We start from the raw sequence: 23,070 nt of genomic DNA, 5'->3' as shown, positions 1-23,070 counted from the left end.
CACAGAGAAAGAAACACAAAGAACACAAAGCTTTGCTAACGGTGTAAGAGTTTGTGCGCTTTGTGAGTAATAGTTAGCTATGAATCACCACTTCACGGTTGCCGATATGGCCAGATCTGTCCAATCGGGTGAATAATAAGTGTAGGGTTGCCATTTATGCCCGTAGGTCAATCCCCATATCTTTAATTTGCCGGTAGCGTAGGGGAGCATGCCAAGGGTAGGTTTATAGATCAGGTTCTGTTCGGATCGGTATTCGGCATATCCCGCGTTGTCAAAAGTGCGTAGCCACTCTACCGCCACAAAAAACTTTTTGCCGGGGATGATGATGCTGTATTCTTTAAGGTTGATCTTGAGGTTCCGGTCATCTTTATTGCTTACCTCTACCACCTTGGTGTAGATATCCCTTCCCGGTCCGCCGGTGCGCGGGTCTACGTCGTAAAACCTGAGTCTGAATTTAGTGAGTTCCAGTTGCACGTATTTTTCCTGGTTCATGATGATGACATCGCCGTCTGCCGACATACGGACAAGCCCCATGTGTGCTAAACGGCAAATGGATATTTGTTTTAAGGTAGCACCTTGTACGGGTACATCAAACTCCTGTGCCATTTGCAGATAGCTAAAGCGGGCGTTCTCGGTATGTACGCCGGCGAAAAAGCATACATCGCGCCAGTTAAATTTGTTCAGTACCGTGTCGGTGCCGGTGTTGCTTGGTGTGATCAGGGGCGGCCGGTAAGCCGACTTCCTTAGTCGTATCGTATCAAGTCCGTTCAGGCTACGTATCGGCGCTTTGATGATCAGGTAGTTTTGCGCGGCAATAAATACGGTATCCCTAAAGGTGGCCAGGTCGCCGGGGATGGAGAGCAGACCGTCTTGTTCGGTATTCATGGCCACATTGGCGCGTGATAGGGATATCGACACGTAGGGGATGGGTAGCTTGGTCTCCGCATCTACAATGCGGAAGTTATTCATTTTGATTTGAGCTAATGAGGTTAGGCCCCAACCCATCAATGCAAAAAAGGTAAGGTATTTGATCATCATTAGTCCATTATAGTTGCTGATATCGCTAAAGGGGAAGTAATATACTGCCATATCCCGGGTTCGTTCATCTTATAACCTTCGTACTTTACTTTGGTATCCATAATGGTGATGGCTGGTTGATACAAAATGTGATAAGTGGGTGCTTCGCCAAGCTTTTGCTCGCCTGATCGGGTGGTTTTGCTTACGGTAAGATCGGCATCTAATTGTAATACTTGATTTATAGGTATCCTTAACCACTCTACCGCCACAAAAAATGTATCGCCCGCCACGGTCCAATTATCCTGGCTTACATCTATGATCACCATTTGCGAGTTATCGCTCAGGCGTATGTCTTTGGTATATATTTTTTGATCAGGCAGGCCGGTTAGCTCATCTCTCGACATGATATGCACCAGGAATCGCGTATGCGGGACGGGCAAGGCTAGCTGTCCGTCGGGGTAGTAGTTTTCGTCAAATTCGCGTCGCCCAATGTTTATGGAAGATATTCTGACGTTCTTGTGTTTAGCTTTCATCTTCATAGCCACCATTATTCTTGCGCGGAATGGCCAGGTACGGTTCGCATATTTCCCATATGCACTTTTGAAACGGTATTCCTTAATATTAGCCAGCGAGAATTTATTCAACACGGGTTTGCGTGGGGCTTTTTTAGTGATGGTCACACCCTTCAGTTCTGTTGTAGATGCTTCCAGCTCTATAAACATACCCTGCTGATAGGCCGTAACCGGCACGCGCAAAGTTTTATAGCCAATAGAAGTGAAATGTAACGAATCGTTAGCAATGGTATCGGCGGATATTAACTTATAATAGCCGCGATTATTAGTTTGTGTGCCCTTGCCCTCTTTTAACAACTTTACGGTAACGCCGGGGACAGTAGCCTCGGTCTCTTTATCAACCACCTGCCCTTCAAATATCTTTTGTGCCGATGCTATGCCGGGGCCGATGATCAGGAGAAAGCAATATATCAGGTGTCGCATAAAAATGTTAAGGTTGGTTAACTTTGTAAATAATTTCTTCCTCACCACTTCACCGTTGCCGACAGGGCCAGATCCGTGTAATAAGGCGAGAAATAAGTGAACGGTTTCCACTGATGCGCATAGTTAAGTACCCAGATATTTAGCTTATCGGTTTTATAAGGCAGGATGCCTATGGTTGGCTTATACACCAGGTTCCGTTCAGCCCGGTTTGGCGCGTAACCGGCATTCTCAAAAGTCCGTAACCACTCTATTGCCACAAAAAACTTTTTACCGGGGATGATGATGTTATACTTCTGTAGATTAACGGTCAGTCTTGGGTCGTCTTTATTGGTCTCTTCTATAATTTCATGGCAAAGATCTTTTCCCGGTGTGCCATAAACGGGATCTATGTCATAAAATCTTAATCTGAAACGGGTTCTCTCGGTGTATGTACCCCATGTTGCAAAACGACGAAAGAATATCTGGCTGAGTTTAGCGCCGGGCGCAGGCGAATCAAATTGCTGGGCTATTTGCAAATACTCAAAACGCGCGTGTTGCGAGTGCACGCCGGCAAAGTAAGTTACATCTTGCCAGGTGAATTTATTAAGGACGGAGTCTTTCCCTGTCGAACTTACCGGGATATTCACAGGGCGATAAGGGTACTTTTTAAGCTGGATGGTATCCATACCGCTTAATTTATTTAAGGGACTGACCGATGGGGTATAATTTTGCGCGGTGATCACTAACACATCATTCATCTTACTCAGATCGCCGGGGATGGATAGCAAGCCATCCGCTTCGGTATTCATCGCTAAACTCGCACGCGGTAACGATACCGAAGCGTAGGGGATGGGGCGCTTAGTATCAGCATCTACTATGCGGAAATTGTTGGTGACCGTTTGCGCTTTTAGCCCAGGAATGTTAAAAAGCAGAATGATGAAGTATAAATATTTCATGCCGGTTTTAATAAGTTAGTGTTGCAGACAGCGCGATATGAGTATCATACGGCACTGGTGTACCCATCACCATATACGAGATCTTTAAATTATACCGCTGCCAATTTCCGGGCGTGTTCATGTAGTAGGCAGTATATTTTTTTCCGTTAATAAAAGCGATCAGCGAGGGTTGGTACACCATGCGGTAGGTCGGCGCATCCTGTAAGCGCTGCGTACCTTTAGCGGTGGTCTTCCAAACGATCTCGTCTATACCCGTAACAAGCCGCTCATTGATGGGGGTGCGTTGCCATTCTACCCCTATGTAAAAGTTATCGGTATCCATTACCCAGTTGTCGGCACTAACGTCAATATCCAGTATCATCGAGTTGTCTTCAACGATTACCTGTTTGGTGTATATCTTTTGGCCGGGTTTGCCGGTAGTGGCATCTACCGATAGGATGTGTAATAAAAATTGGGCATAACCGGTAGGCCTGTTCGGGTCATTAAACCCCCGCCGGCCTACTTTTAAGGATGTGATACGGCTATGCTTTTTTTCTGCTTTGGCCAACACGGCGAACATATATTGAGCATCGAAAGGTAACGTAGGATTATTATGGTCATTGGTCTTGATGTTGGCCATCCTAAAATAATGTATCTGCGGGATCTTCTTCTTTGAATTGGTAATGGTAACGCCCTTCAGTTGGGTAACATCAACCTCGAGCGTCACGAACATGTTAGGCTCATAAGCCGATACTGCTATTTTAAGCGTTTTATAACCGACCGAGGTGAACTGCAAAGTGTCGGTAGCAATAGTATCGGTTGATAACAGTTTGTAGTAACCGCGGTTATTGGTTTGCGTACCCTTTTTTTCTTTCAATAATATTACGGTAACGCCGGGGATGGTGGCCTCGGTCTCTTTATCCAGCACCTGCCCTTCAAATATTTTTTGTGCCGATGATACGCAAGGCAATAACAGCAACGCAAAAATGCAGGCAATAAGATGCTTATGGATCAAGGCAGGCATACGAGGTTTAAATTGATATTATAAAGAGAGGAAAAAAAACTGAAAGTTAAGCCAACGTTAATGTCTGTTTTTATAATTTTACCGGCGTGAAAGCCCTTTGCCTTTTCCTCATTTGTTGTATCATGCTGCTTTCGGTAAAGCCCTGCTGTACCGATACGAATTGTGATGCCGATGTACGGATAGGCAAAGTAGAGAACTCCGCACCGACCGATCAGGATGATCGCGCCGGATGCCCGCCATTTTTCGCTTGCAATGGTTGTGTTGGGTTTGTCCCGGGTAAGCCCTTGGCTTATGCGCTGTTCTTCTTTCCCGAGCCTATTCTTAAACACAATTCCGTTTACGTGCAACCCTTGGCCGAGGATGTAACGTTGGCCATTTGGCAACCACCGCAGATAGGGTGATATTATTTTATCAGCGGACGTAAACGTCCCGGTTCACTGTATCATTTTATACCAATTTTTCATGAAGCATTTACTCGTGCTGCTGTCAGCACTACTATATACCTGTACCGTGTACGGGCAAAATACACTGAAACTAATTATTAAAGATGCCAAGACCAACGAGCCATTGATCGGCGCTACGGCTATTATCATCGGCACCACCAAAGGTGGCGCAGCTGATACCGCCGGACGTTTGCAGATCGGCAATATCCCTAACGGAACGCATGTGTTACAAGCCCGTTACGTAGGTTACGAAACCCGGCTGGATACACTGACCTTCCCGTTAACCGACGCTAAACCATTGACCATCCTATTGGAGCCGGAAGAGGACGGCGAAGAATTAGATAACGTCACCGTATCATCAACCCGAAGCAGCCGTACTATCGCCAATATCCCTACGCGCGTAGAGGCTATATCGGGCGAGGAACTGGATGAGAAAGGCAATATGAAACCCAGCGATATCCGCATGTTACTGGCCGAGAGCACTGGTATACAGACCCAGCAAACATCGGCTACCAGTAATAACTCCAGCATCAGGATACAAGGTTTGGATGGTAAGTACACCCAGATCATCCGCGATGGCTTCCCGCTGTATTCGGGCTTTTCGGGCGGGTTAGGGCTGCTGCAAATAGCCCCGTTGGATCTTAAACAGGTAGAGGTGATCAAAGGTTCATCGTCAACCCTATACGGTGGTGGGGCGATAGCGGGCCTGGTCAACTTGATATCTAAAACACCCGGCGATAAACCGGAGCTAAACTTTTTGCTCAACGGAACATCGGCCCGTGGGTTGGATGTTAGTGGTTTTTACTCCGAGAAAGGCAAGAAAGTGGGCGCGACGGTTTATGCCGCCTTCGATCACGGTTCGGCTTATGATCCGGCTGGTATCGATCTTACGGCGATACCTAATTTTGATAGATATACACTTAATCCGAAGCTATTCTTTTATTTGAATGATAAGACCACACTGATAGCCGGCATCAACAGCACAATTGAGGATCGCATTGGTGGCGACCTGCATTACATACAAGGTAACGGCGATGCTACCCACAGCTATTTTGAGCGCAACAAGACCGGTCGCTACAGCAGCCAGGTACAATTAGATCGCAACCTGACCGAGCATCAAAAACTGACCTTTAAAAATAGCTTTAGCTATTACGACAGGACGATCACTTTACCTGCCTACCAATTTGCAGGTGAGCAGCTTTCAAGTTTCTCTGAAGCGGCTTACACCGTCAACCTTGAAAAAAGTGATTGGGTATTAGGCCTGAATTACCTTACTGAACGCTTTAGCGAGAGCCGTCAGTCTACATTTCCGCTACGTAGTTACAACTACAATACCATCGGCGGCTTTGTGCAGAATACCTGGGACGCGGGTGAGAAATTCACCTTGGAGAGTGGCATACGCGGTGACTATCATGATCAGTTCGGGTTCTTCGCCTTGCCAAGGGTGTCAGCTTTGTATAAAACTAACGCGCATTGGTCGCTTAGGTTAGGTGGCGGTATGGGTTACAAAGCGCCCAACGTATTTACCGAGGATGCTGAGCGTATCCAGTTTCGCGATGTGTGGCCGATAGATATGGCCAATACTAAGGCCGAACGATCTTATGGCGGTAACTTTGATGTAAATTATAAGACGGGTTTGTTTGATGATCAGGTTAGTTTCAGTATCAACCAATTGTTGTTCTATACCCGTGTAGATAACCCGATCCTGCTCAGCCAGATCGCTGGTGGCAATTATCAATATCAACAACCCCGAGGCGACCTGAACACCAAGGGCGGCGAGACCAATATCAAACTTACCTATGCCGACTTTAAACTATTTGTCGGCTATACTTATGCCGATGTAAGCCAGCATATTTTGGATAATATTTCGGCTTACCCGCTGGTATCAAAACACAGATTGAATAACGTGCTGATGTACGAAGTAGAGGATAATTGGAAACTGGGTTTAGAGGCTTACTACTTTAGTCCGCAACGCTTGAACGATGGCAGCACCGGTCGCGCTTATTGGACCACCGGCTTTATGGCCGAAAAGATCTGGGAGCGCCTGTCGGTGTTCATCAACTTCGAGAATTTTACCGATACGCGGCAAACGCGCTTTGGCAGCATCTTCAACGGCAGCGTAACAGCGCCGGTGTTCAGGGATATTTATGCCCCGCTGGATGGCTTTGTAATGAACGGCGGTATCAAACTAAGGTTAAAATAATGAGCAGGCGTGTGCAACTAATAGTGATGCCTTGCGTCAATTAAGTAAACCTCAAAACTTATAAATGAAAAAACTACTTACCGCGTTACTCATCGTAGCTGCACATACTGCTTTTGCACAAGGTTATACTGTTAAGACCCAATTGACAGGTTTCCCGGATGGGACAAAGTTCTATCTGCAAGATCTGGACGCGCAATATATTATTGATAGTGCCGCTCTGAAAAGCGGGGAGCTACAACTAAAAGGCAAATTGGATGCACCCGTTAAGGGTCTGTGGTTATACGCCCGTCACGACAATAAGTTCTATTACTGCAACCTGCTGATGGGTAACGAGGCGGTGACCGTAAAAGGCGACATGAAAGATTTTCCTTTCGATGTATCCATCACCGGGTCTAAGATCCAGGATGCTAATAACCGTTTGGTGGCCCTAACCAGTGCCGGAAACAAAAAGCGCAACGAATTGATAGATCAGTACTTTGCTCTTAAAGGCGATAGCGCCGAGATAAAAGGTAAGCAAATATGGAAAGTGATCGGCAAGATAGATAGCGTAAACGATGTTGCAACAGCCGGTTTCATTAAGCGCGAGCCAAATACCTTTGCAGCTTTGCGTGCCCTCTTTTATGCTCGTGGTAAATACGCTAAGGATAGTTTGCAGCATATTTACAATACTTTACAGCCCGACATTAAAAAGAGCGCCTTTGCGCAAAGGATAGCATCATACCTAAAAATTGGCGATGTACTAAAGAAAGGCGACATGGCTACCGATTTTGAGGCCATGGACGAGAAAGGCGCCAAGCATAAACTATCGGATGCGAAGGGCAAGTACGTGCTGCTCGATTTTTCTACCACTTATTGCGGCCCTTGCATGGCATCTATTACCGACCTAAAAGAGATCAACACTAAGTATGCCGATAAAGTGGCCATCATGACCGTATCCGGCGATGGCGGCAGAGATATGTGGATGCAAAGCATCAAACGGGATAAACCCGAATGGCTGAGCGTTTGGGATGGAAAAGGTATCTACGGCGAGACCCTGTTAAAATACGGTGTAAGCGGTTTCCCTACATTTGTTGTTGTGGATCCGCAGGGTAAGATCGTATCGCACTTTTCGGGTTACGGTAAAAATGCGGACGGCAAAGGTTCGCTCATCACTGCTGTAGATAAAGTACTGGCCCCGGCAAAATAATCGGGTCGCGCCAAACTTAATATCGGCCCGGTTGTTACCAAACAGCCGGGCTTTTTAAATAGATATTGATCTACAATACAATATAGTGGGTGGGATCTACGTTGTTTTATTTGATAGTGTATCGAATACACAGAAAAACTTGCCCTGCGTCTTAATTATTAGTAAATTGGCATCGTAATGCAATTGTCTGACCTTTTAAATTTGTTTTATAAATGGCTCAGCTCATCAGTAGTTATGATGTTGCAGTACTTCGCCTTTACAGGTATCGTTTTCCTTATATTCTACGTTTGGAAACGCAAAGCTACCTGGGCCGCCAAGATCCAAAAAAAGTATCCTGACAATAAACACATCTTTCGCGAGATCAGGTATTCCATTTATACCCTAATGATCTTGGGCGGGATCATCCTATGTATTGTTTGGGCTAATAAGCATCATTTAACGCTGGCTTACAGTCCTATCGATAAATATGGTTGGGGTTACTACTTCTTCAGCTTTGTGTTGATGATCATTGTACACGACACTTATTTTTACTGGACACACCGCCTGCTGCACTGGAAACTGTTGTTCAAGCATGCGCACAAGGTCCATCATCAATCCATGAACCCGACGGCCTTTGCGGCTTATTCGTTCCACCCGATAGAGGCAGTGGTGCAAATGGGCATCGTGCCGGTGCTGGTGTTCACCATCCCGCATCATATATCGGTAGTGACGGTATTTGCTACTTATTCGCTTATTTTAAATGTGAGCGGGCATGTAGGGTATGATTATATGCCTAAATGGTTCGTCAGGAGTAAATGGTTCAACTGGCATAATACGCCAACACACCACAATTTGCACCATACCAATTTTAAGACTAACTACGGTCTGTATTTTAACTTTTGGGACGCGATCATGAAGACCAATCACCCGCATTACGAGGCTATATACGATAAGGTGATGGAAGCGCGGGAGCAAGGGACCACAGGGCATCCCGATGATCTTGCTACTAAACGCGACTCCGTTATGGTAAAGCCTGTGGCAGGACAACCGATGTCAGGCGAACGCATATCTGCCTGATCTGCGCTGCTTTTAGCCGCTGTATCCAGTTTTGATAAATCGCTAACCTAAAAGTTCACTCACTTTCGGGTAGAAACAAAAAAAATCCCGAACTTTATTGCTGAAAATATGTAGTGCTGATGTTGCTGCATGATCATTGGCAACAGAACTGTATCACACACCATTGAAAGACAAAAAGATATTGATAACCGGCGCAAGCAGGGGCCTGGGTTTGGCGATAGCAAAAAAACTATCGGCCGAATATAGCCTTATCCTGCATGCATCCAAGCCCGAAAGTTTTACCGAAGAGATACCCAACAGCGAGTTACTTTGCGCCGACCTTTCGGATCCGGAACAAACGACCGCGTTTTGTAAGCAGCTGAAAAAGGAGCATGGCGATACGCTTTATGGCGTGATCAACAACGCCGGGCTTACCTTTGATAATTCGCTCATCTACCAGCCCGAAAAGCATATCGATACCATGCTTAACGTGAACTTGAAAGCGCCTATTCTTATCTGCAAAACAGCTTTAAAGATATTTAGCGCAAGTAACAGGGGTGTGATCATCAACATCAGTTCGGTAGTTGCCGAAACAGGCAACGCTTTTCAGGCGGTGTACACGGCTACAAAGGCCGGTTTGGTGGCGCTGTCAAAGTCGCTGGCGCATGAAGTGGCCGCTTTGAACCAGGAGCATAATATCCGCGTGTTGAGTGTATCGCCGGGTTTTATAGAGACCGCCATGACCGATAAATTATCACAAGAACATAAAGACAAGTTTTTTAGTATGATACCTTCGCGCCGTTTCGGTAAGGCTGAGGATGTGGCAGAGACGATCAGTTTCTTACTGTCAGACAAGGCATCGTACATTAACGGTACCAATATCCACGTGAACGGAGGGATGGTATAATGGAGCATTTACCAAGCCTGATAGGCACCCCGCCAGATGTGGTAATGACCCACGGGCCTAAGAAGTTATACATTGATAAGTACCACTGGCATATGCCTAAAGTGGGTATTGTGGCCAGTTACACGCCTACCGCGTTTGACGTGGAGGACCACTACGGCGTTTTCCGCGGGGTGGATATGATCGAGGCCTTCGGGCAGGCCAGCAACGGGTCGTGCAGTGCCTACATCGAATCCATCAAACAAAATTGTACCTTTGATCATTTAAAGAAAACACTTACGCCCTTGTTTATCAGCGTAGGGCAGGTTAACTTTAGGGGGTATCTGCAACAGGGCGAGACCTTTATCAGCATTGGCCATATCCTGTTCTATAAATTTAGGCAGATGACCTGCGAAGGGCGGATATACAAAGTGCCCCAAGGTTTAGACCTTGACGAATATTTTAAAGAATTTACCGAACAACGCCTGCTTAGTTACGATATCGACGAGCGTTTTGAGCTGGTTGCCGAACTATCCGAGATAGTAGGGAAGGGCGTTAAGAAAGACAAATATATTTAGCTTAATGGAAAGACAAGAAATTATTGCCGGACTGGTAGAGATCCTGAAAACAGTAAGGACCATTGACCAGTCGCGCCTGGACAACGTTACCGAAGAGACCGACTTTATAAAAGACCTGAAGACCCCATCTACCGAGATGATCAACATAGCTGCCAAGGCCGAGCAAAAGTTCGACGTGGAGTTTGATGACGATGATATTGACGATCTGGGATCTAAAGTGAAGGATATCGTTGATCTGATCATTAAGTCTAAAGAAGCTTAATTAAGATACCATGGCAGGCGATAGGAGGGTAGCGATAGTTGGTATGGGCGGTTCTTTTCCGGGTGGTAATTACCTGGATCAGTTCAGGCAGAAACTGTTTGCGGGCGAGAGTTTGATCCGTGATTGGGACGAGGCTAAAGCACATGGCAAGAACATCCGATCGCAGATATGCGGTTTTATTACCGAGGCCGAGATGGATATCGAAGCCATTTATTCTACCATATCACCCAACTATCCCGAAACTTTTATCGACCACCTTGGCCGTATCCCTGACGCCAATCTTTCTACTGCCGATGTAGGCAGTATCTGGGCCATGCTGGGTACACAAGAGGCTATTAAACAAGCCGGCTGGAGCAAAGAAGAAACCGAAAGCGAACAGACCGGTGTGGTGATGGGGTCGGGTAGTGCGGGGCACAGCATTTTACGCAATGCCTGGCATAATTTTTTTGAACTGAAACAAAAGACCCGCCTGGCGGGATCGCATACGGTAGACCGTACCATGGTCTATCGCGAAGCTGCTAACGTGGCCTGTTTTATCAAAAATAAAGGCGTGGTCGAGGCCATTGGCTCGGCTTGCGCTACGGGTTTGGGTAACGTGGGTTACGCATATAGACTGATCAAATTCGGTATCCAGGACCGCATCGTTGCCGGTGGCGTAGAGCCTACATCGTTGGAGACCTTCATTGGTTTCGACGCGATGCAAGTGTTGAGCAAAGGCTTCAGCGCCGGAGAAAGTTCAAGGCCATTTGACGAAGACCGTAATGGTTTTGTATGCTCTTTCGGCTGCGGTATAGTAGCTTTAGAAGAGTACGAGAGCGCCAAAGCCCGCGGTGCCAAGATCCTGGCCGTTATCGACGATTATTACAACAACTCCGATGGCGACGGCAATATGTTCTTCCCATCTTTTGACGGGCAAAAACGTTTGTGGAAAGGGCTGTTCGGCGATAAGCCATTTAAGGCTGATGTGGTGAAGGTACACGGCACCTCTACCCCTGTTGGCGACGCGGTAGAACTGCTGAGCGTGGTAGATATTATGGGCGAGGAAGGTTATCATATCTCGGCGCCAAAATCACAATTCGGCCATACCCTTGGTGCGGCCGGAGCGGTTGAACTGATCAGCGCTGTTATGATGCTGGAAGAGCAAAAGGTATTGCCATGCTTAAACTCTGTTAATCTGGATACGGAGCTGGCCGATTATCAGCAGGAGCAGGATTGGACCGGCCCTAAAAAGTCTTTGGCGGCCTATCGACATTTGATATCTCCGGACGTGATCAGTAAAGAGATCAATACCATTGTATGTTTAAATTATGGCTTCGGCGGCACTAACAGCGCCATGACCATATCGCGCGATATTTAACAGATGATAGATAATAAAGGTAAGGTAGCGGTAATTTTTGGCATACGGAACGACAGTTCTATAGCCTGGGATGTCGCCCTTAAACTGCATACCTCGGGCTGTAAACTGGCCCTGACCTATGTAGACGATACGAAGGAGAACGTACTGCACCTGATGGATCAGCTCGGCATCCCGCATCAGTATGCCATGCAGGTTGATGTGCGTAACGAGGAAGAAGTATCGGCCGTTGTGAAAATGGCGCACGATGAACTTGGTCCGATCGACTATCTGCTGCACGGCGTTGCCTTTGGCGATCAGCATGTGATGTGCTACAGCCTGCCCGGTGGCGATGCACCGGCTCCCGAATACATCGATATCCCTTTTGAGAGTTTGATGGATTCGTTCAATATCAGTGCTTACTCGTTATTGCGGGTAGCACGAGCAGTCAAACCATATCTGGCCACGAACGCGTCTATCCTGACCTTGACCTACAATGCATCGCAAAGGGTGTTCCCTAATTATGCGGGCATGTCTATCAATAAGGCGGCTTTAGAGAACATTATGCTTTACCTGGCAGATCATTTCCGCTCGCAACAGGTAAGGGTCAATGCCATATCTGCCGGCTTGGTCATGACCACATCGGCAGGAGGGGTGAACGGTGTGCGTAAGCTACGTAAGATAGGCAAAGTGACCGCTCCGCTGGGCAATATCACCGCTGGCGATGTGGGCGATTCGGCCCTTTACTACTTCTCAGATCTGTCAAAAAAAGTGACCGGCAACATCCACTTTGTGGATGGCGGTTTTAATATTATGGGCATAGCGGTTGATGGAGAGTAAAATGGAAGCATCGGTAAATGAATTGGTTGGCGGTTACCGCTTTGCTGTAGGTAACGATGTGGTTTACCTGCCCGATTTTGCGCACTCCTGCACCGACCTGTTCAAGAAGAAAGTTTTTACCGCTTCCGAGATAGCTTATTGCGATCAGTTTGAAGATGCTATGTTACGTTATGCATCAACCTGGGCTGCTAAAGAGGCGGTTTACAAAGCCGTAAAACAATTAGACGAAGCGCCATTGCCTTTTATGGCGATAGAGATAACCCGCAACAAAATAGCCGGCAAACCTACCGCCACCATCCACCGACCGATCGGTGAACGCGTAAACATCAGCCTGACCATATCTCACGACGGCGACCTGGCCTGGGCCGTGGCCCTTGCCCAAACAATATGATCTATGGAGGGCCAATACTTTGAGAACGACTTTGTAAAACTCCATTATTATAAATTCGGTAAGGGGCCTAAACATATGCTGTGTTTCCACGGTTTTGGGATGCACGGCAAACAATTTATTAGCCTCGAGCCATCGTTAGGTTCAAAATATACTTTTTGGGGATTCGACCTATTCTTTCATAAAGGCACGCAACTGAAAGATGTTAGTTTAGCGACCGTGAAGGCAGGCTTGCAGAAGCAACAGTTGGTTAATTTGATCGCCGCCTTTTGTAGGGAACATGGTATTGACCGCTTTTCTGTCTTAGGCTACTCCATGGGGACGCATTTTGCTACCACGGTCTTGGAGGGCCTGCCCGAAAGGATAGACGAGTATATTGCCGCCGCGCCGTCATCTATAGAGCCGGGTACGCTGATCCGTTTTTTTGGCAAGCATAAAATGGGCAACAAGATCTTAGAGAAGATCATGCTCAGCAGGCGCACTACGCTCAACATCATCAGGCTTTGCCGTTCGTTAAGATTTATTGACGATGCCGGGCGCGATATCCTGATGAAAGAGATCGGTACGCCGGAGTTACGGTTCGCGTTGTACGCGTCGTTCACTTACTTCCGTTTGTTAGAGACCCACGAGGCGCATTTTATACACGTGGTAAAAGCCCACAACATCCGCACAATATTTATATTTGGCAAACGCGACAAAATGTATCTGCCCAAGATCGGCGATGTGTTCCTGCCCAAACTGCCTAATGCCGAGGTAGTGATCCTGGACGCTGACCACGAGATGATCAAAGCCGACTTTGCCGAATCGTTAGCCCGTTTGCTGTTATGATCATTAAAGCCAAGCCCTTAAGTCCTTTCTTTTTTAAGCTGATCAACGCAATTATCAGCTTTGGCTTTAACCGTTTCCTTAACAAAAAGATCATTCACGATGTGCCTATCAAACCCGGGCATTCTTATATCCTAATGTGTAACCATTTCAGTTTTACAGACGGGATGTATGCCTATTACCTCAGCAACAAGGTTTTTTGGGGAAAGGATAAAATGCAACGCCTGTACGCCATGTCGTTAAAAAAACAGATGCAGAAGAATAGCTGGCTGCAACACACCGGCAGTTTCTCTATCGACCCGGGCAAGCGTTCTATCAAAGAGAGCTTTGCCTACGCGGGCGAAGTATTGTCGACACCTGGCAACCTGTTACTTTATTATCCGCAAGGAAACCTGGAAAGCCAGCACATCACCCATATCCACTTTGAGAGCGGCCTGGCCGAGATCGTCCCGCTGATCCAGGGCAAATGCCAGATCATTTGGTGCAGTGTGGTTTTGGAATTTTTCGAGAGTATTAAACCATCGGCCCATTTTAATATGCTGGATCTAGGTACGAATGAAGACTTCGACTTTGAGGCTGTAAAGTTAAAGGTGAATGAGTTTCACCGGGAGTGTTTAAATAAGAATGTCAGGTTCACGAATAAGCCAATAGGGTAAACCATTGGGTGGAGGTTGCGCACCTACGGAGCGCTATCGGTTAGGTCTCATTATTCGCTACCGATATATCACTCCCATGGAGTGAGAAACGGTTCTAATTTGCTTAACCGTCCCTTTTAGGACGAGATATCGATAGCAAAAAATAACAATATCATTTAGCGCTCCGTAGGTGCGCAATCCTCTTTACAACAATTCAATCCCCCTTCACCCTTGCCAAACCCTCTTTTGCCTGCGTATCTATGCTGTTTTGATATTCGTGGTTCTTCATTTGCAAGGCCGCGTTAAAATACTCCGCCGCCTTTTTGCTGTCCTTTTTTTGCTCGTACAATACGCCGGAATTTACCGCCGCATTAGCCGCATAATAGTAGGTAGATGTGCGGCCAATGGCGATCGCTTTATCGTAATTGGCCAATGCTTCGGCAACATTGTTGGTCCTGTCGTACGTGCGACCCAAGCGATAATAATATTCTATCTTATCGCGTATCAGCTTTAATTCGGTCACCTGCTGGTCTTTTAGCAGATCCAGTGCTTTGCTGTAATAGCCGCCATCAAAATAAAAGCGGGCTTTCAGCAGAGCGATATCGGGTCGCGAGTCATTAGCTTCTTTCAATGCCTGCTTATCCTTCTCATCATTAGCGGCACCTTTGGAGCGGACCAGTTTAATGTAATTGTTGTACCCGTTCACATCGTTCTGAAGGAGGGAGTGATATGCAAGTTTAAGATAGGTTTCCTTGATATAGCTGCTGCCCTTGTTCTCGGTTAGGAATTTTTGAAAGTGGTCATCGGCATCCTTATCCATCCGACAAAGTTTGGCGTTACCTAACCAATAGCTAATAATAGGTAGCTGCATATAAGCCGCCGTTTGCGGTGCTGCCGAAAAATAATTGATCGCCTCGGTAGCATGCCCCATCTTGAAGGAGATATATCCCTGCAAATATTTTTTGAGCAAACTTTTGTCGTTCATCTCATTACTCATGGCCATCAGGCGGTCATAGTTATTTTTGCTTTTCAATACGTCCACGTTGATCAGTCCGATCAAAAAGATCAGTTCGTCATTATAAAAACTGTACTTGCTACCGACTATTTCACTTTTAAAAGCTTCCAGTTTACGATAGCCCGAGTCGATATTGCCTTTCAACCCGAACATGCTTGCTACGCCGCGTACGTTGGATGGTATCGCCCCGAAGAGCAGCTCCGTCCAGGCCAAACTTTTTTTATTGGGAGTGAAATCTTTGAACTTTTGGTTGTTCTCGGTCAGTAGCTTCCGCGCCTTGTTCAGGTCGCGCATGGATGATATATAGTCGCCGTATTGGCTTTTCAGCACGCCCCAATGCATATACACCTCGGCTTGCGAAAAAAGGTACCAGGGCGAGTTTTTGTCGTTGTCCTCTAAGGCATCCAGTCGGTCACTTCGACGATCCAGCAATTTATCGTAATCCGCTTTGTTATTGTTAAGGGTTAAGTGCAGGTAGTCCATATAGTCCTCCAGCAAAATGGTGATACCGTTGTTAGGCTCTTTGGTCCTCTCGTCCTGTATCAGCTTACGTGCATCGGCAAAACGGAGGTCCATGATGGCGTTGTAGGCATTGATGGAGTTGGGGTCCATCACAAAATTAGCATGGACGGACGATGAAAGGAACCAGAAAAAAAACGTTGTCAGGAGGGTTTTTGACCACATATCTCAAAAATATAAATTCGGCAGCTAAACGATGGGGTATCTGCTATTATATCTCACAAACACAGTTTTGGATGCGATGTTTTTGCAGGTGATCAGGTAAGTATGACTTGTAATAAAAAAGTCATACTTCGAATTCACTCTTTCACCATCGCCTTGCGCCAAACTTATCGCCTTATATTTGTTATAACACGTACCACTAACAAACATCTATTATTATGATCCAAGCAAAAGCTTATGCTGCACAAACACCCGAGACCGACCTTGCCCCATGGGACTTTGAGCGCCGCGAGATAGGGCCGCACGATGTGCAATTTGACATTTTATACTGTGGCGTTTGCCACTCCGATCTGCACCAGATCAAGAACGATTGGTTCCCGGGTATTTTCCCGATGGTGCCGGGGCACGAGATCGTTGGCCGTATTGTCGCCGTTGGCGAACATGTTAAGAACTTCAAGGTAGGTCAATTGGCCGGTACCGGTTGTATGGTAGACTCGTGTCAGGTATGCGAGAACTGCAAACAAGACCTGGAGCAATACTGCCTTGAAGGTAACACACAGACCTACAACAGCATGGAGCGCGACGGCAGCCGCCCAACTTACGGTGGCTACTCTAACACCATCGTTGTGCGCGAGGAATTCGTGTTGCACATCTCTGAGGATGTTGACCTTGCTGCAACCGCGCCTTTGCTGTGTGCAGGTATCACCACTTACTCGCCATTGCGTCATTGGGGTGTGGGCAAAGGCCATAAATTAGCCGTATTGGGCTTAGGTGGTTTAGGCCACATGGCCGTTAAATTTGGCGTAGCTTTTGGTGCCGAGGTTACTGTTTTGAGTACGTCACCAAAGAAAGAAGAAGATGCTAAGAAATTAGGCGCTCATCACTTTGTAGTGACCTCAGATCCAGAGCAGATCAAAGCTGCTACCGGTACATTCGATTTTATTTTGGATACCGTATCTGCCCCGCACGATTTTAATATGTATCTGTCGCTGTTGCGTACCAATGGCGTGCATATCTGCGTTGGCGTTCCACCGGAGCCTGCTCAGATCGCAGCCTTCAGCTTATTGGGCGGACGTAAGAGCCTGGCCGGATCAGGTATCGGCGGTATCAAAGAAACTCAGGAAATGCTTGATTTCTGTGCCGAGCACAACATCGTGTCGGACATCGAACTGATCGACATTAAAGATATCACCGCATCTTACGACCGTATGGTTAAAGGCGACGTGCGTTATCGCTTTGTAATAGATATGGCTACTTTGTAACAGCCGCATTAGTAAATTCAGAAGAGCCTGCGGCGCAAAGTCGCGGGCTTTTTTGTACCTAAGGTTGTTAAAACAAGGATGCCCCCCTTGTGTTATACCTCTACATAAATTCAAATATCATGATCACACCAGAGAACGAAATTCCGTTGGACGATACTAACGATAACGAAGCTGACGACCAACAAAGTCAAAAAGATATTCACTCTAATGGTTTCGACGATACCAACGAGGTGCTTAATAATGATGATAACTCTGCCGATGTAGACCGTCTGCAGCAAGCCGACAGGGCATCCGAGTCAGCCTACACGCTGAACCTGGATGACGAGGTACCATCTGACGACAAGTAGTTGGGGAATAATTTAAAACAGAGCCGGATCTTATGGTCCGGCTTTTTTTATGCGGAGGTTTTTCTAACTTCATCTTAATAGTCATCAACAAGTATGCAATATATTTTAGGTATCGACATCGGCACAGGTAGCACCAAAGTGGTGACTATTGATCAAAACGGGGAGGTGCTGGCCACTGCAAGCCGCAAATACCCTATCCTGCAACCGCAACCCGGCCACAGCGAGCAGGAGCCGGATAAGATATTTAACGCCTTTTGCGATTGCGTTGCCGATGTGTTTACGCAATTAGGCCACCCGCCACAAACTATCAGCATGAGTGCCGCGATGCATAGCGTGATACCTGTGGATGCCAAAGGCAATGCCTTAGCCAACATGATCACCTGGGCCGATACCCGCGCGGAGAGCATTGCTACTGCCATCCGCTCATCCGAAGAAGGGGAGATGATCTACCGCACGTCAGGCACGCCGATACACCCCATGTCGCCGCTTTGTAAGCTGATCTGGTTAAAGGATAACCAGCCGGATCTGTTCGCATCTGTGCATAAGTTCATATCTATTAAAGAATATATCTGGTTCAAGCTGTTCAGCGTGTTCGAGATAGATCACGGCATGGCATCGGCCACGGGCATGTTCGATATTATCCACCTGCAATGGAGTAGCAAAATAAGCGACCATGCGGGCATACCGTTAGCGAAATTGAGCGAGCCTGTCGGTACCACTACGCAACGCTCAGGCGTTGCTCCGGATGTCGCGTCAAAAATGAAAATCCCGGTCGAAACGAATTTTATCATCGGCACTACCGACGGTTGCAGCGCCAACCTGGGCAGTATGGCCATTGCCCCGGGAACAGCGGCCCTCACCATCGGCACCAGTGGAGCAGTAAGGGTGACGGGCAATAAGCCGATCTATGATTATAGCTCTATGACCTTCAATTACCTGCTGACCGATAAAATATTCGTCAGCGGCGGGGCGGTTAACAACGGTGGCATCGCTATCAATTGGTTGTTGAGCAATTTTTTAGATATCACCGGCATCAGCACCAAAGATCACGAGGAGTTGTTCGACCGCATAGCTGCCGTTCCGGCCGGTAGTGATGGGTTGATCTTTTTACCCTATTTGTACGGCGACCGTGCGCCGATATGGGATGCCAAAGCCAGCGGCGCTTACTTCAATATCAAACCTGTACACGGTCAGGCTCACTTTTTACGAGCGGCGGTAGAAGGCGTTTGCTTTGCACTGAACGATGTACTAAAGACGCTGGAAGGGTCGGCCAAAATAAACCAATTGAACGTAAGCGGCGGCTTTACCCATTCCGACGAATGGATGCAGATACTGGCCGACATCACCGGCAAACGTTTGGTATTGCTGCAGCAGGAGGATGCTTCGGCGGTAGGCGCGGCCTATCTGGCCATGCAGGCCACCGATTCCAATGCCGATTTGCCTACGCCGCAGGATGTGCACATTGTGGAACCGCGAAAGGCAAGCACCTGGGTTTATAGCAAAACGTTCCCTATATTTAGGCAGCTATATAGCGCAACCAAAGCCGCTATGCACCAATTGAACCAATAAAGTCGCCACGCGCCTATGAGTTTGCTGTACGTTTTGCTGGCTATCCAGATATTGCTGGTCCTGATCATTAAAAAAATGAACCCGATGCTGGCCCTCCTCATCGTGTCCATTATCACAGGTCTGCTGCTTAAAATGCCTGCCGATAAGGTGATGGCGAGTATCAGCGCAGGCATAGGCAATACGCTGGGCAGCCTGATCATGGTATTGGCCTTGGGCGCCATGATAGGCAAACTGGCCGAAGACTACGGCGCGGCCGAACGCATTGTGTACGTCCTCATCAAATGGTTCGGCATCAAAAATATCCAATGGGCGGCCTTGCTCACGGGTATCCTGGTCGGCATTCCACTCTTCTACAACGCAGGCTTTATTGTGCTGTTACCGCTGGCTTTCAGTATTGCCACAGCAACAGGGCTGCCTAAATTGTACGTGGGCATGCCTATGATAGCAGCGCTATCCATCACCCACGGTTTCCTGCCGCCGCATCCCGGTCCGGTAGCTTTGGCATCGATATTCCATGCTGATGTGGGGAAGGTATTACTATATGGATTGGCCATTAGTTTACCGGTCGCCGCGGTGGCAGGTGTATTGTTCCCGAGGCTGATGATCAGTGTTAAACACATCGACTTTAAACATCATGTGATCAATTTTAACCCTGATAAAGTACTGCCATCGGCCACCAAAAGCTTTGCAATAGCCTTGATGCCGGTATTCCTGATCATTGCCGGTAACCTGGGCGGCTTGTTCTTTACAGGCCAAACCGCCTACTACTTTAAAGTATTGGCCGACCCTACATTTGCGTTGCTATTATCTGTACTGATCATTCTGCTGATCCTGCAAATACCCCTCGCTAAAGCTATGGACAGCTGCGTAGAAGGCGCCAAAGGCATCACAATGATCATGCTGATCATTGCCGCAGGTGGTGCATTTAAACAGGTACTGATCGATAGCGGTATCGGCGAAGAAGTGAAAGTACTTGCCGCCGGCTGGCACGCATCGCCCTATATCATTGGCTGGGGATTAGCGGCGTTTTTACGCATCACCTTAGGTTCGTCCACGGTGGCATCCTTAACGGCCGCAGGCATCGTATTGCCGCTTATCCAACCCGGCATCTCGCCCGAATTAATGGTACTTGCAGTAGGCGCGGGTAGCTTGATGCTGAGCCACTTTAATGACACCGGCTTTTGGATGTTCAAAGAATATTTCGGTTTGACGCTTGGCGAGACGTTCAGAAGCTGGACGGTGATGGAGTGTATTATCTCTGTGTCGGGATTGGTGGGGGTGTTGGTGATAAATGGTCTTGTACAACCATAATGGAAATCTTAACTTCATCCGTGCTTATTAATTTTAATATCGTGGTGGCTATCTTGGTGGTGGTTATCTCGCAGTCACTCTTTACATCTGGTATACTTTGGTTCTCATCACAAAATAAGCTTTCCAATCGGCTATTAGCAGTGCTGCTATTTGCTATTGCCCTTTGGCTGGTGGATGACTTTATGCGGGCAAGCGGCATTTACAGGCAGCATCCACAGCTTTATTTTATGCCCCTTTTTTACTCGCTGGGCTTTGGGCCACTCATTTACTTTTATCTGCTTAGCCTCACCAATCACAAGTTTAAACTGCAACCCAAATATTTGCTGCATTTTATCCCGGTCATGCTTCAGGCCGGGCTTTACTTTTTTTTATGTTTCACAAGTTACCCGTTCAAAAACTGGTATTGGACCAACATTCATGGCCCCTACACTTACCGATTGGAATTTGACGGTACCTGGGTCTCGCTGATCGTTTACCTGGTCTTATCGTTCCGCCTGTTGCAAAAGTATCAGGATTGGGTGGTCAATAACTTTTCAGAGGTGTCGCGTATCCGCCTGCAGTGGTTGAAAATAATTCTGGCCATTTTATTAGTATTAAGCGTGCAGTGGATGATCGAAGTAGTTTTACGCGACGGTGCCAATAGTTACTTTGACTATAATTACTCGGTAGAGATATTAGGTGTAGTGGCATTGGTGCTGGGTGTGTTTGGCTGGCGGCAAGCTAATTTATCGGATATCAGTTATGAACAGACCAGAGATGAAACGCCATCCCCGGCGTTGCCACTTTTTGAGGCCGACCCTTTGGTGTTAAAACAGATACAACAGGTAATAACAGATCAAAAATTATATCTGGACCCGACGCTTACGCTGGTGCAATTAGCCGGTGCTGTAAAACTTAACCCTAAAGTAGTATCGCGTAACATCAATGCAGGTCTAAATAAGTCGTTCAACGATCTTATCAATCAATACCGGGTTGATGAAGTTAAACAACGGTTGCGATCGGCCGATGTAGAAAAGCTGACCATTATGGGCATTGCCTACGAGTCGGGCTTTAACTCTAAAACTACATTCAATCGTATATTTAAGCAATTCACCGGCAGTGCCCCTTCCGATTTCATGAATTAATCCCGTTTAAGGCATCGGGACGTCCCATATCCGGATATGGCACCTCTGCCATGCGGATATACTTCACTTTTGTATCGTTCAAAAACAATAAACATATGAAACGATACACATTCACCATCATCTTTTTTATCTGCGCTTTAACAGCTTCAGCCCAGCAGGGTTGGACAGAAAGATCCCGGCTGTTGCCCGACCAGTTACGCAATATCGCCACAGGCATATTGGTTTATCATTCACCAAGTCCGGTTTATCCGGAACCTAACCTGGATGCCACTACGCCTTATGGCAAGTACGTTTGGAAACACAGCACGTATGCCATGGCACAAACAGAAGACCTGGAGGTAGTGGCCGCCGGCAGTTACATTTGGATAAAAGATAAAGGCTGGATGCCTAACATGAAATTATCGAAAGATGAGTTTGCCGACGAATTTGATTGTAAAGACGCCATGCTTAAAAAGGGCCGGATATTTACATTTAAGAAAAACTACCGCTTTGGCGATGCCATCTACGGCGGCGATGCGCTTTGGTTTGTAATAGCTAAAGATAAGCAAGGTAAATTATACAAGGGCTATGGCCTTGTAGAGACCGAAGGAGAATTAAGATCTAAATAACGCCAAACCAGATCGATATTATGAAAACCATTTACATACTGGCCCTGGTATTGCTTTGCGCTGCCTTTAAGCCCGCTGATGATCAACAAGTAAATTTAGCTAAAAGTAAAGTGACGTGGACCGGCCATGCCGAGACCGGAGCTTATGACCCAACAGGCAGCATTGACATGAAGACGGCTAAAGTAAGCATGAATGGCGACCAGCTCACCGGTGCAACGATAGTAATGGATATGAACACTGTCCGGCATGAAAACAACGATCTGCAAGAGCACTTAAAAAAGGCCGACTTTTTTGATACCCGTAAATACCCTGAAGCGGTCTTTAAATTGACTGCGGTGAACGGAAACCAGGCAACCGGTAAATTGACCATTAAAGGTATAAGCCAAGGGTTGAGCTTTCCATTTACCCTACAGAAGGAGGCTGGGCGGATAACCATCCAAGCAAAAATTAAAGTGGACAGGACCAAGTTCGGCATTAAGTACAATTCATCGTCCTTTTTTCAGGATCTGGGCAGCTACGCCATTAAGAATGACTTTGATCTGGTGGTGACCATCGTAATAGGTGGCTAAGCGCGTTCACAGGACGCCTATGG

General features: G+C 47.0%; 24 protein-coding genes. 19 read left to right on the top strand and 5 right to left on the bottom strand.

What is annotated here, in order from left to right; genetic code table 11:
• Positions 1-84: 84 nt before the first annotated feature.
• Genes IRJ16_RS07990 through IRJ16_RS07975 form a run of 4 tightly spaced genes read right to left on the bottom strand, consistent with a single transcriptional unit; the run spans position 85 to position 3,950 of the window.
• On the bottom strand, positions 85-1,089 hold the full coding sequence (locus IRJ16_RS07990; RefSeq protein ID WP_194111032.1) for a hypothetical protein: 1,005 nt from the start codon (positions 1,087-1,089) through the stop codon (positions 85-87).
• Positions 1,038-2,012, bottom strand: coding sequence for a carboxypeptidase-like regulatory domain-containing protein (locus IRJ16_RS07985; RefSeq protein ID WP_194111031.1), 975 nt, complete (start codon positions 2,010-2,012; stop codon positions 1,038-1,040). Before IRJ16_RS07985 ends, IRJ16_RS07990 begins: the two co-directional genes overlap by 52 nt.
• Before the next feature lie 41 nt (positions 2,013-2,053).
• The gene (locus IRJ16_RS07980; protein ID WP_194111030.1) at positions 2,054-2,947 is read right to left on the bottom strand and encodes a hypothetical protein; all 894 of its coding nucleotides are present in this window, start codon (positions 2,945-2,947) and stop codon (positions 2,054-2,056) included.
• Positions 2,948-2,954: 7 nt separating this feature from the next.
• Entirely contained in the window at positions 2,955-3,950 is a 996-nt protein-coding gene (locus IRJ16_RS07975; RefSeq protein ID WP_194111029.1) for a carboxypeptidase-like regulatory domain-containing protein, read from the bottom strand.
• A gap of 122 nt (positions 3,951-4,072) precedes the next feature.
• Between IRJ16_RS07975 and IRJ16_RS07970 the strand changes: the two genes are divergently transcribed.
• The 12 genes from IRJ16_RS07970 (at position 4,073) to IRJ16_RS07915 (ending at position 14,582) form a co-directional block, all read left to right on the top strand.
• Positions 4,073-4,351: a hypothetical protein gene (locus tag IRJ16_RS07970; protein WP_194111028.1), complete on the top strand. Its 279-nt coding sequence runs from the start codon at positions 4,073-4,075 to the stop codon at positions 4,349-4,351.
• 61 nt (positions 4,352-4,412) lie between these two features.
• Positions 4,413-6,596 carry a TonB-dependent receptor gene (locus tag IRJ16_RS07965; RefSeq protein WP_194111027.1) on the top strand — a complete coding sequence of 728 codons (2,184 nt, stop codon included), beginning with the start codon at positions 4,413-4,415 and terminating at the stop codon, positions 6,594-6,596.
• A gap of 64 nt (positions 6,597-6,660) precedes the next feature.
• Complete coding sequence (locus tag IRJ16_RS07960) at positions 6,661-7,782, top strand: thioredoxin-like domain-containing protein (protein ID WP_194111026.1); 1,122 nt, start codon at positions 6,661-6,663, stop codon at positions 7,780-7,782.
• A 234-nt stretch (positions 7,783-8,016) separates the two neighbouring features.
• On the top strand, positions 8,017-8,838 hold the full coding sequence (locus tag IRJ16_RS07955) for a sterol desaturase family protein (RefSeq protein ID WP_194111025.1): 822 nt from the start codon (positions 8,017-8,019) through the stop codon (positions 8,836-8,838).
• A gap of 163 nt (positions 8,839-9,001) precedes the next feature.
• Positions 9,002-9,724 (top strand): SDR family NAD(P)-dependent oxidoreductase, encoded by a 723-nt coding sequence (locus tag IRJ16_RS07950; RefSeq protein ID WP_194111024.1) that lies wholly within the window; start codon positions 9,002-9,004, stop codon positions 9,722-9,724.
• Positions 9,724-10,278 (top strand): hypothetical protein, encoded by a 555-nt coding sequence (locus IRJ16_RS07945; protein WP_194111023.1) that lies wholly within the window; start codon positions 9,724-9,726, stop codon positions 10,276-10,278. Before IRJ16_RS07950 ends, IRJ16_RS07945 begins: the two co-directional genes overlap by 1 nt.
• 4 nt (positions 10,279-10,282) lie before the next feature.
• The gene (locus IRJ16_RS07940) at positions 10,283-10,540 is read left to right on the top strand and encodes an acyl carrier protein (RefSeq protein ID WP_194111022.1); all 258 of its coding nucleotides are present in this window, start codon (positions 10,283-10,285) and stop codon (positions 10,538-10,540) included.
• 10 nt (positions 10,541-10,550) lie between these two features.
• On the top strand, positions 10,551-11,897 hold the full coding sequence (locus IRJ16_RS07935; protein WP_194111021.1) for a beta-ketoacyl-[acyl-carrier-protein] synthase family protein: 1,347 nt from the start codon (positions 10,551-10,553) through the stop codon (positions 11,895-11,897).
• A gap of 3 nt (positions 11,898-11,900) precedes the next feature.
• On the top strand, positions 11,901-12,713 hold the full coding sequence (locus IRJ16_RS07930) for an enoyl-ACP reductase FabI (RefSeq protein ID WP_194111020.1): 813 nt from the start codon (positions 11,901-11,903) through the stop codon (positions 12,711-12,713).
• A 1-nt stretch (position 12,714) separates the two neighbouring features.
• Positions 12,715-13,104, top strand: coding sequence for a holo-ACP synthase (locus IRJ16_RS07925; RefSeq protein WP_194111019.1), 390 nt, complete (start codon positions 12,715-12,717; stop codon positions 13,102-13,104).
• 3 nt (positions 13,105-13,107) lie between these two features.
• Positions 13,108-13,929 (top strand): alpha/beta fold hydrolase, encoded by an 822-nt coding sequence (locus IRJ16_RS07920; RefSeq protein ID WP_194111018.1) that lies wholly within the window; start codon positions 13,108-13,110, stop codon positions 13,927-13,929.
• Positions 13,926-14,582, top strand: a complete 657-nt coding sequence (locus tag IRJ16_RS07915) for a 1-acyl-sn-glycerol-3-phosphate acyltransferase (RefSeq protein WP_194111017.1) — start codon at positions 13,926-13,928, stop codon at positions 14,580-14,582. The genes IRJ16_RS07920 and IRJ16_RS07915 overlap by 4 nt, the downstream gene beginning before the upstream one ends.
• A gap of 193 nt (positions 14,583-14,775) precedes the next feature.
• Here IRJ16_RS07915 and IRJ16_RS07910 read toward each other — a convergent pair whose 3' ends face one another.
• Positions 14,776-16,260 (bottom strand): tetratricopeptide repeat protein, encoded by a 1,485-nt coding sequence (locus IRJ16_RS07910; RefSeq protein WP_194111016.1) that lies wholly within the window; start codon positions 16,258-16,260, stop codon positions 14,776-14,778.
• Positions 16,261-16,475: 215 nt separating this feature from the next.
• Between IRJ16_RS07910 and IRJ16_RS07905 the strand changes: the two genes are divergently transcribed.
• The 7 genes from IRJ16_RS07905 to IRJ16_RS07875 all read left to right on the top strand — a co-directional run bounded on the left by IRJ16_RS07905 (position 16,476) and on the right by IRJ16_RS07875 (position 23,047).
• Entirely contained in the window at positions 16,476-17,519 is a 1,044-nt protein-coding gene (locus IRJ16_RS07905; protein ID WP_194111015.1) for an NAD(P)-dependent alcohol dehydrogenase, read from the top strand.
• Between the two features lie 119 nt (positions 17,520-17,638).
• Positions 17,639-17,866: a hypothetical protein gene (locus tag IRJ16_RS07900; RefSeq protein WP_194111014.1), complete on the top strand. Its 228-nt coding sequence runs from the start codon at positions 17,639-17,641 to the stop codon at positions 17,864-17,866.
• Positions 17,867-17,959: 93 nt separating this feature from the next.
• Positions 17,960-19,435: a gluconokinase gene (locus IRJ16_RS07895; protein WP_194111013.1), complete on the top strand. Its 1,476-nt coding sequence runs from the start codon at positions 17,960-17,962 to the stop codon at positions 19,433-19,435.
• A gap of 15 nt (positions 19,436-19,450) precedes the next feature.
• Positions 19,451-20,746 carry a GntT/GntP/DsdX family permease gene (locus IRJ16_RS07890; RefSeq protein WP_194111012.1) on the top strand — a complete coding sequence of 432 codons (1,296 nt, stop codon included), beginning with the start codon at positions 19,451-19,453 and terminating at the stop codon, positions 20,744-20,746.
• Positions 20,746-21,870 carry a helix-turn-helix domain-containing protein gene (locus tag IRJ16_RS07885; RefSeq protein WP_194111011.1) on the top strand — a complete coding sequence of 375 codons (1,125 nt, stop codon included), beginning with the start codon at positions 20,746-20,748 and terminating at the stop codon, positions 21,868-21,870. The genes IRJ16_RS07890 and IRJ16_RS07885 overlap by 1 nt, the downstream gene beginning before the upstream one ends.
• A gap of 95 nt (positions 21,871-21,965) precedes the next feature.
• Positions 21,966-22,478 carry a hypothetical protein gene (locus IRJ16_RS07880; RefSeq protein ID WP_194111010.1) on the top strand — a complete coding sequence of 171 codons (513 nt, stop codon included), beginning with the start codon at positions 21,966-21,968 and terminating at the stop codon, positions 22,476-22,478.
• 20 nt (positions 22,479-22,498) lie between these two features.
• Positions 22,499-23,047, top strand: a complete 549-nt coding sequence (locus IRJ16_RS07875; protein WP_194111009.1) for a YceI family protein — start codon at positions 22,499-22,501, stop codon at positions 23,045-23,047.
• Positions 23,048-23,070: the final 23 nt, after the last annotated feature.

It is taken from the genome of Mucilaginibacter myungsuensis (assembly GCF_015222005.1).
GTDB lineage: Bacteria > Bacteroidota > Bacteroidia > Sphingobacteriales > Sphingobacteriaceae > Mucilaginibacter > Mucilaginibacter myungsuensis.
The sequence above is the reverse complement of the archived record's forward strand: the minus strand, read 5'-3'. Positions and strand labels throughout refer to the sequence as shown.

What these genes read in the sequence shown, in the direction of transcription:
- IRJ16_RS07880 (WP_194111010.1), top strand. Translation starts at nt 21,966, where the DNA reads ATGAAACGATACACATTCACCATCATCTTTTTTATCTGCGCTTTAACA.
- IRJ16_RS07885 (WP_194111011.1), top strand. Translation starts at nt 20,746, where the DNA reads ATGGAAATCTTAACTTCATCCGTGCTTATTAATTTTAATATCGTGGTG.
- IRJ16_RS07970 (WP_194111028.1), top strand. Translation starts at nt 4,073, where the DNA reads ATGCTGCTTTCGGTAAAGCCCTGCTGTACCGATACGAATTGTGATGCC.
- IRJ16_RS07895 (WP_194111013.1), top strand. Translation starts at nt 17,960, where the DNA reads ATGCAATATATTTTAGGTATCGACATCGGCACAGGTAGCACCAAAGTG.
- IRJ16_RS07985 (WP_194111031.1), bottom strand. Translation starts at nt 2,012, where the DNA reads ATGCGACACCTGATATATTGCTTTCTCCTGATCATCGGCCCCGGCATA.
- IRJ16_RS07965 (WP_194111027.1), top strand. Translation starts at nt 4,413, where the DNA reads ATGAAGCATTTACTCGTGCTGCTGTCAGCACTACTATATACCTGTACC.
- IRJ16_RS07875 (WP_194111009.1), top strand. Translation starts at nt 22,499, where the DNA reads ATGAAAACCATTTACATACTGGCCCTGGTATTGCTTTGCGCTGCCTTT.
- IRJ16_RS07945 (WP_194111023.1), top strand. Translation starts at nt 9,724, where the DNA reads ATGGAGCATTTACCAAGCCTGATAGGCACCCCGCCAGATGTGGTAATG.
- IRJ16_RS07935 (WP_194111021.1), top strand. Translation starts at nt 10,551, where the DNA reads ATGGCAGGCGATAGGAGGGTAGCGATAGTTGGTATGGGCGGTTCTTTT.
- IRJ16_RS07910 (WP_194111016.1), bottom strand. Translation starts at nt 16,260, where the DNA reads ATGTGGTCAAAAACCCTCCTGACAACGTTTTTTTTCTGGTTCCTTTCA.
- IRJ16_RS07915 (WP_194111017.1), top strand. Translation starts at nt 13,926, where the DNA reads ATGATCATTAAAGCCAAGCCCTTAAGTCCTTTCTTTTTTAAGCTGATC.
- IRJ16_RS07930 (WP_194111020.1), top strand. Translation starts at nt 11,901, where the DNA reads ATGATAGATAATAAAGGTAAGGTAGCGGTAATTTTTGGCATACGGAAC.
- IRJ16_RS07980 (WP_194111030.1), bottom strand. Translation starts at nt 2,947, where the DNA reads ATGAAATATTTATACTTCATCATTCTGCTTTTTAACATTCCTGGGCTA.
- IRJ16_RS07975 (WP_194111029.1), bottom strand. Translation starts at nt 3,950, where the DNA reads ATGCCTGCCTTGATCCATAAGCATCTTATTGCCTGCATTTTTGCGTTG.
- IRJ16_RS07960 (WP_194111026.1), top strand. Translation starts at nt 6,661, where the DNA reads ATGAAAAAACTACTTACCGCGTTACTCATCGTAGCTGCACATACTGCT.
- IRJ16_RS07955 (WP_194111025.1), top strand. Translation starts at nt 8,017, where the DNA reads ATGATGTTGCAGTACTTCGCCTTTACAGGTATCGTTTTCCTTATATTC.
- IRJ16_RS07890 (WP_194111012.1), top strand. Translation starts at nt 19,451, where the DNA reads ATGAGTTTGCTGTACGTTTTGCTGGCTATCCAGATATTGCTGGTCCTG.
- IRJ16_RS07925 (WP_194111019.1), top strand. Translation starts at nt 12,715, where the DNA reads ATGGAAGCATCGGTAAATGAATTGGTTGGCGGTTACCGCTTTGCTGTA.
- IRJ16_RS07990 (WP_194111032.1), bottom strand. Translation starts at nt 1,089, where the DNA reads ATGGCAGTATATTACTTCCCCTTTAGCGATATCAGCAACTATAATGGA.
- IRJ16_RS07905 (WP_194111015.1), top strand. Translation starts at nt 16,476, where the DNA reads ATGATCCAAGCAAAAGCTTATGCTGCACAAACACCCGAGACCGACCTT.
- IRJ16_RS07900 (WP_194111014.1), top strand. Translation starts at nt 17,639, where the DNA reads ATGATCACACCAGAGAACGAAATTCCGTTGGACGATACTAACGATAAC.
- IRJ16_RS07940 (WP_194111022.1), top strand. Translation starts at nt 10,283, where the DNA reads ATGGAAAGACAAGAAATTATTGCCGGACTGGTAGAGATCCTGAAAACA.
- IRJ16_RS07920 (WP_194111018.1), top strand. Translation starts at nt 13,108, where the DNA reads ATGGAGGGCCAATACTTTGAGAACGACTTTGTAAAACTCCATTATTAT.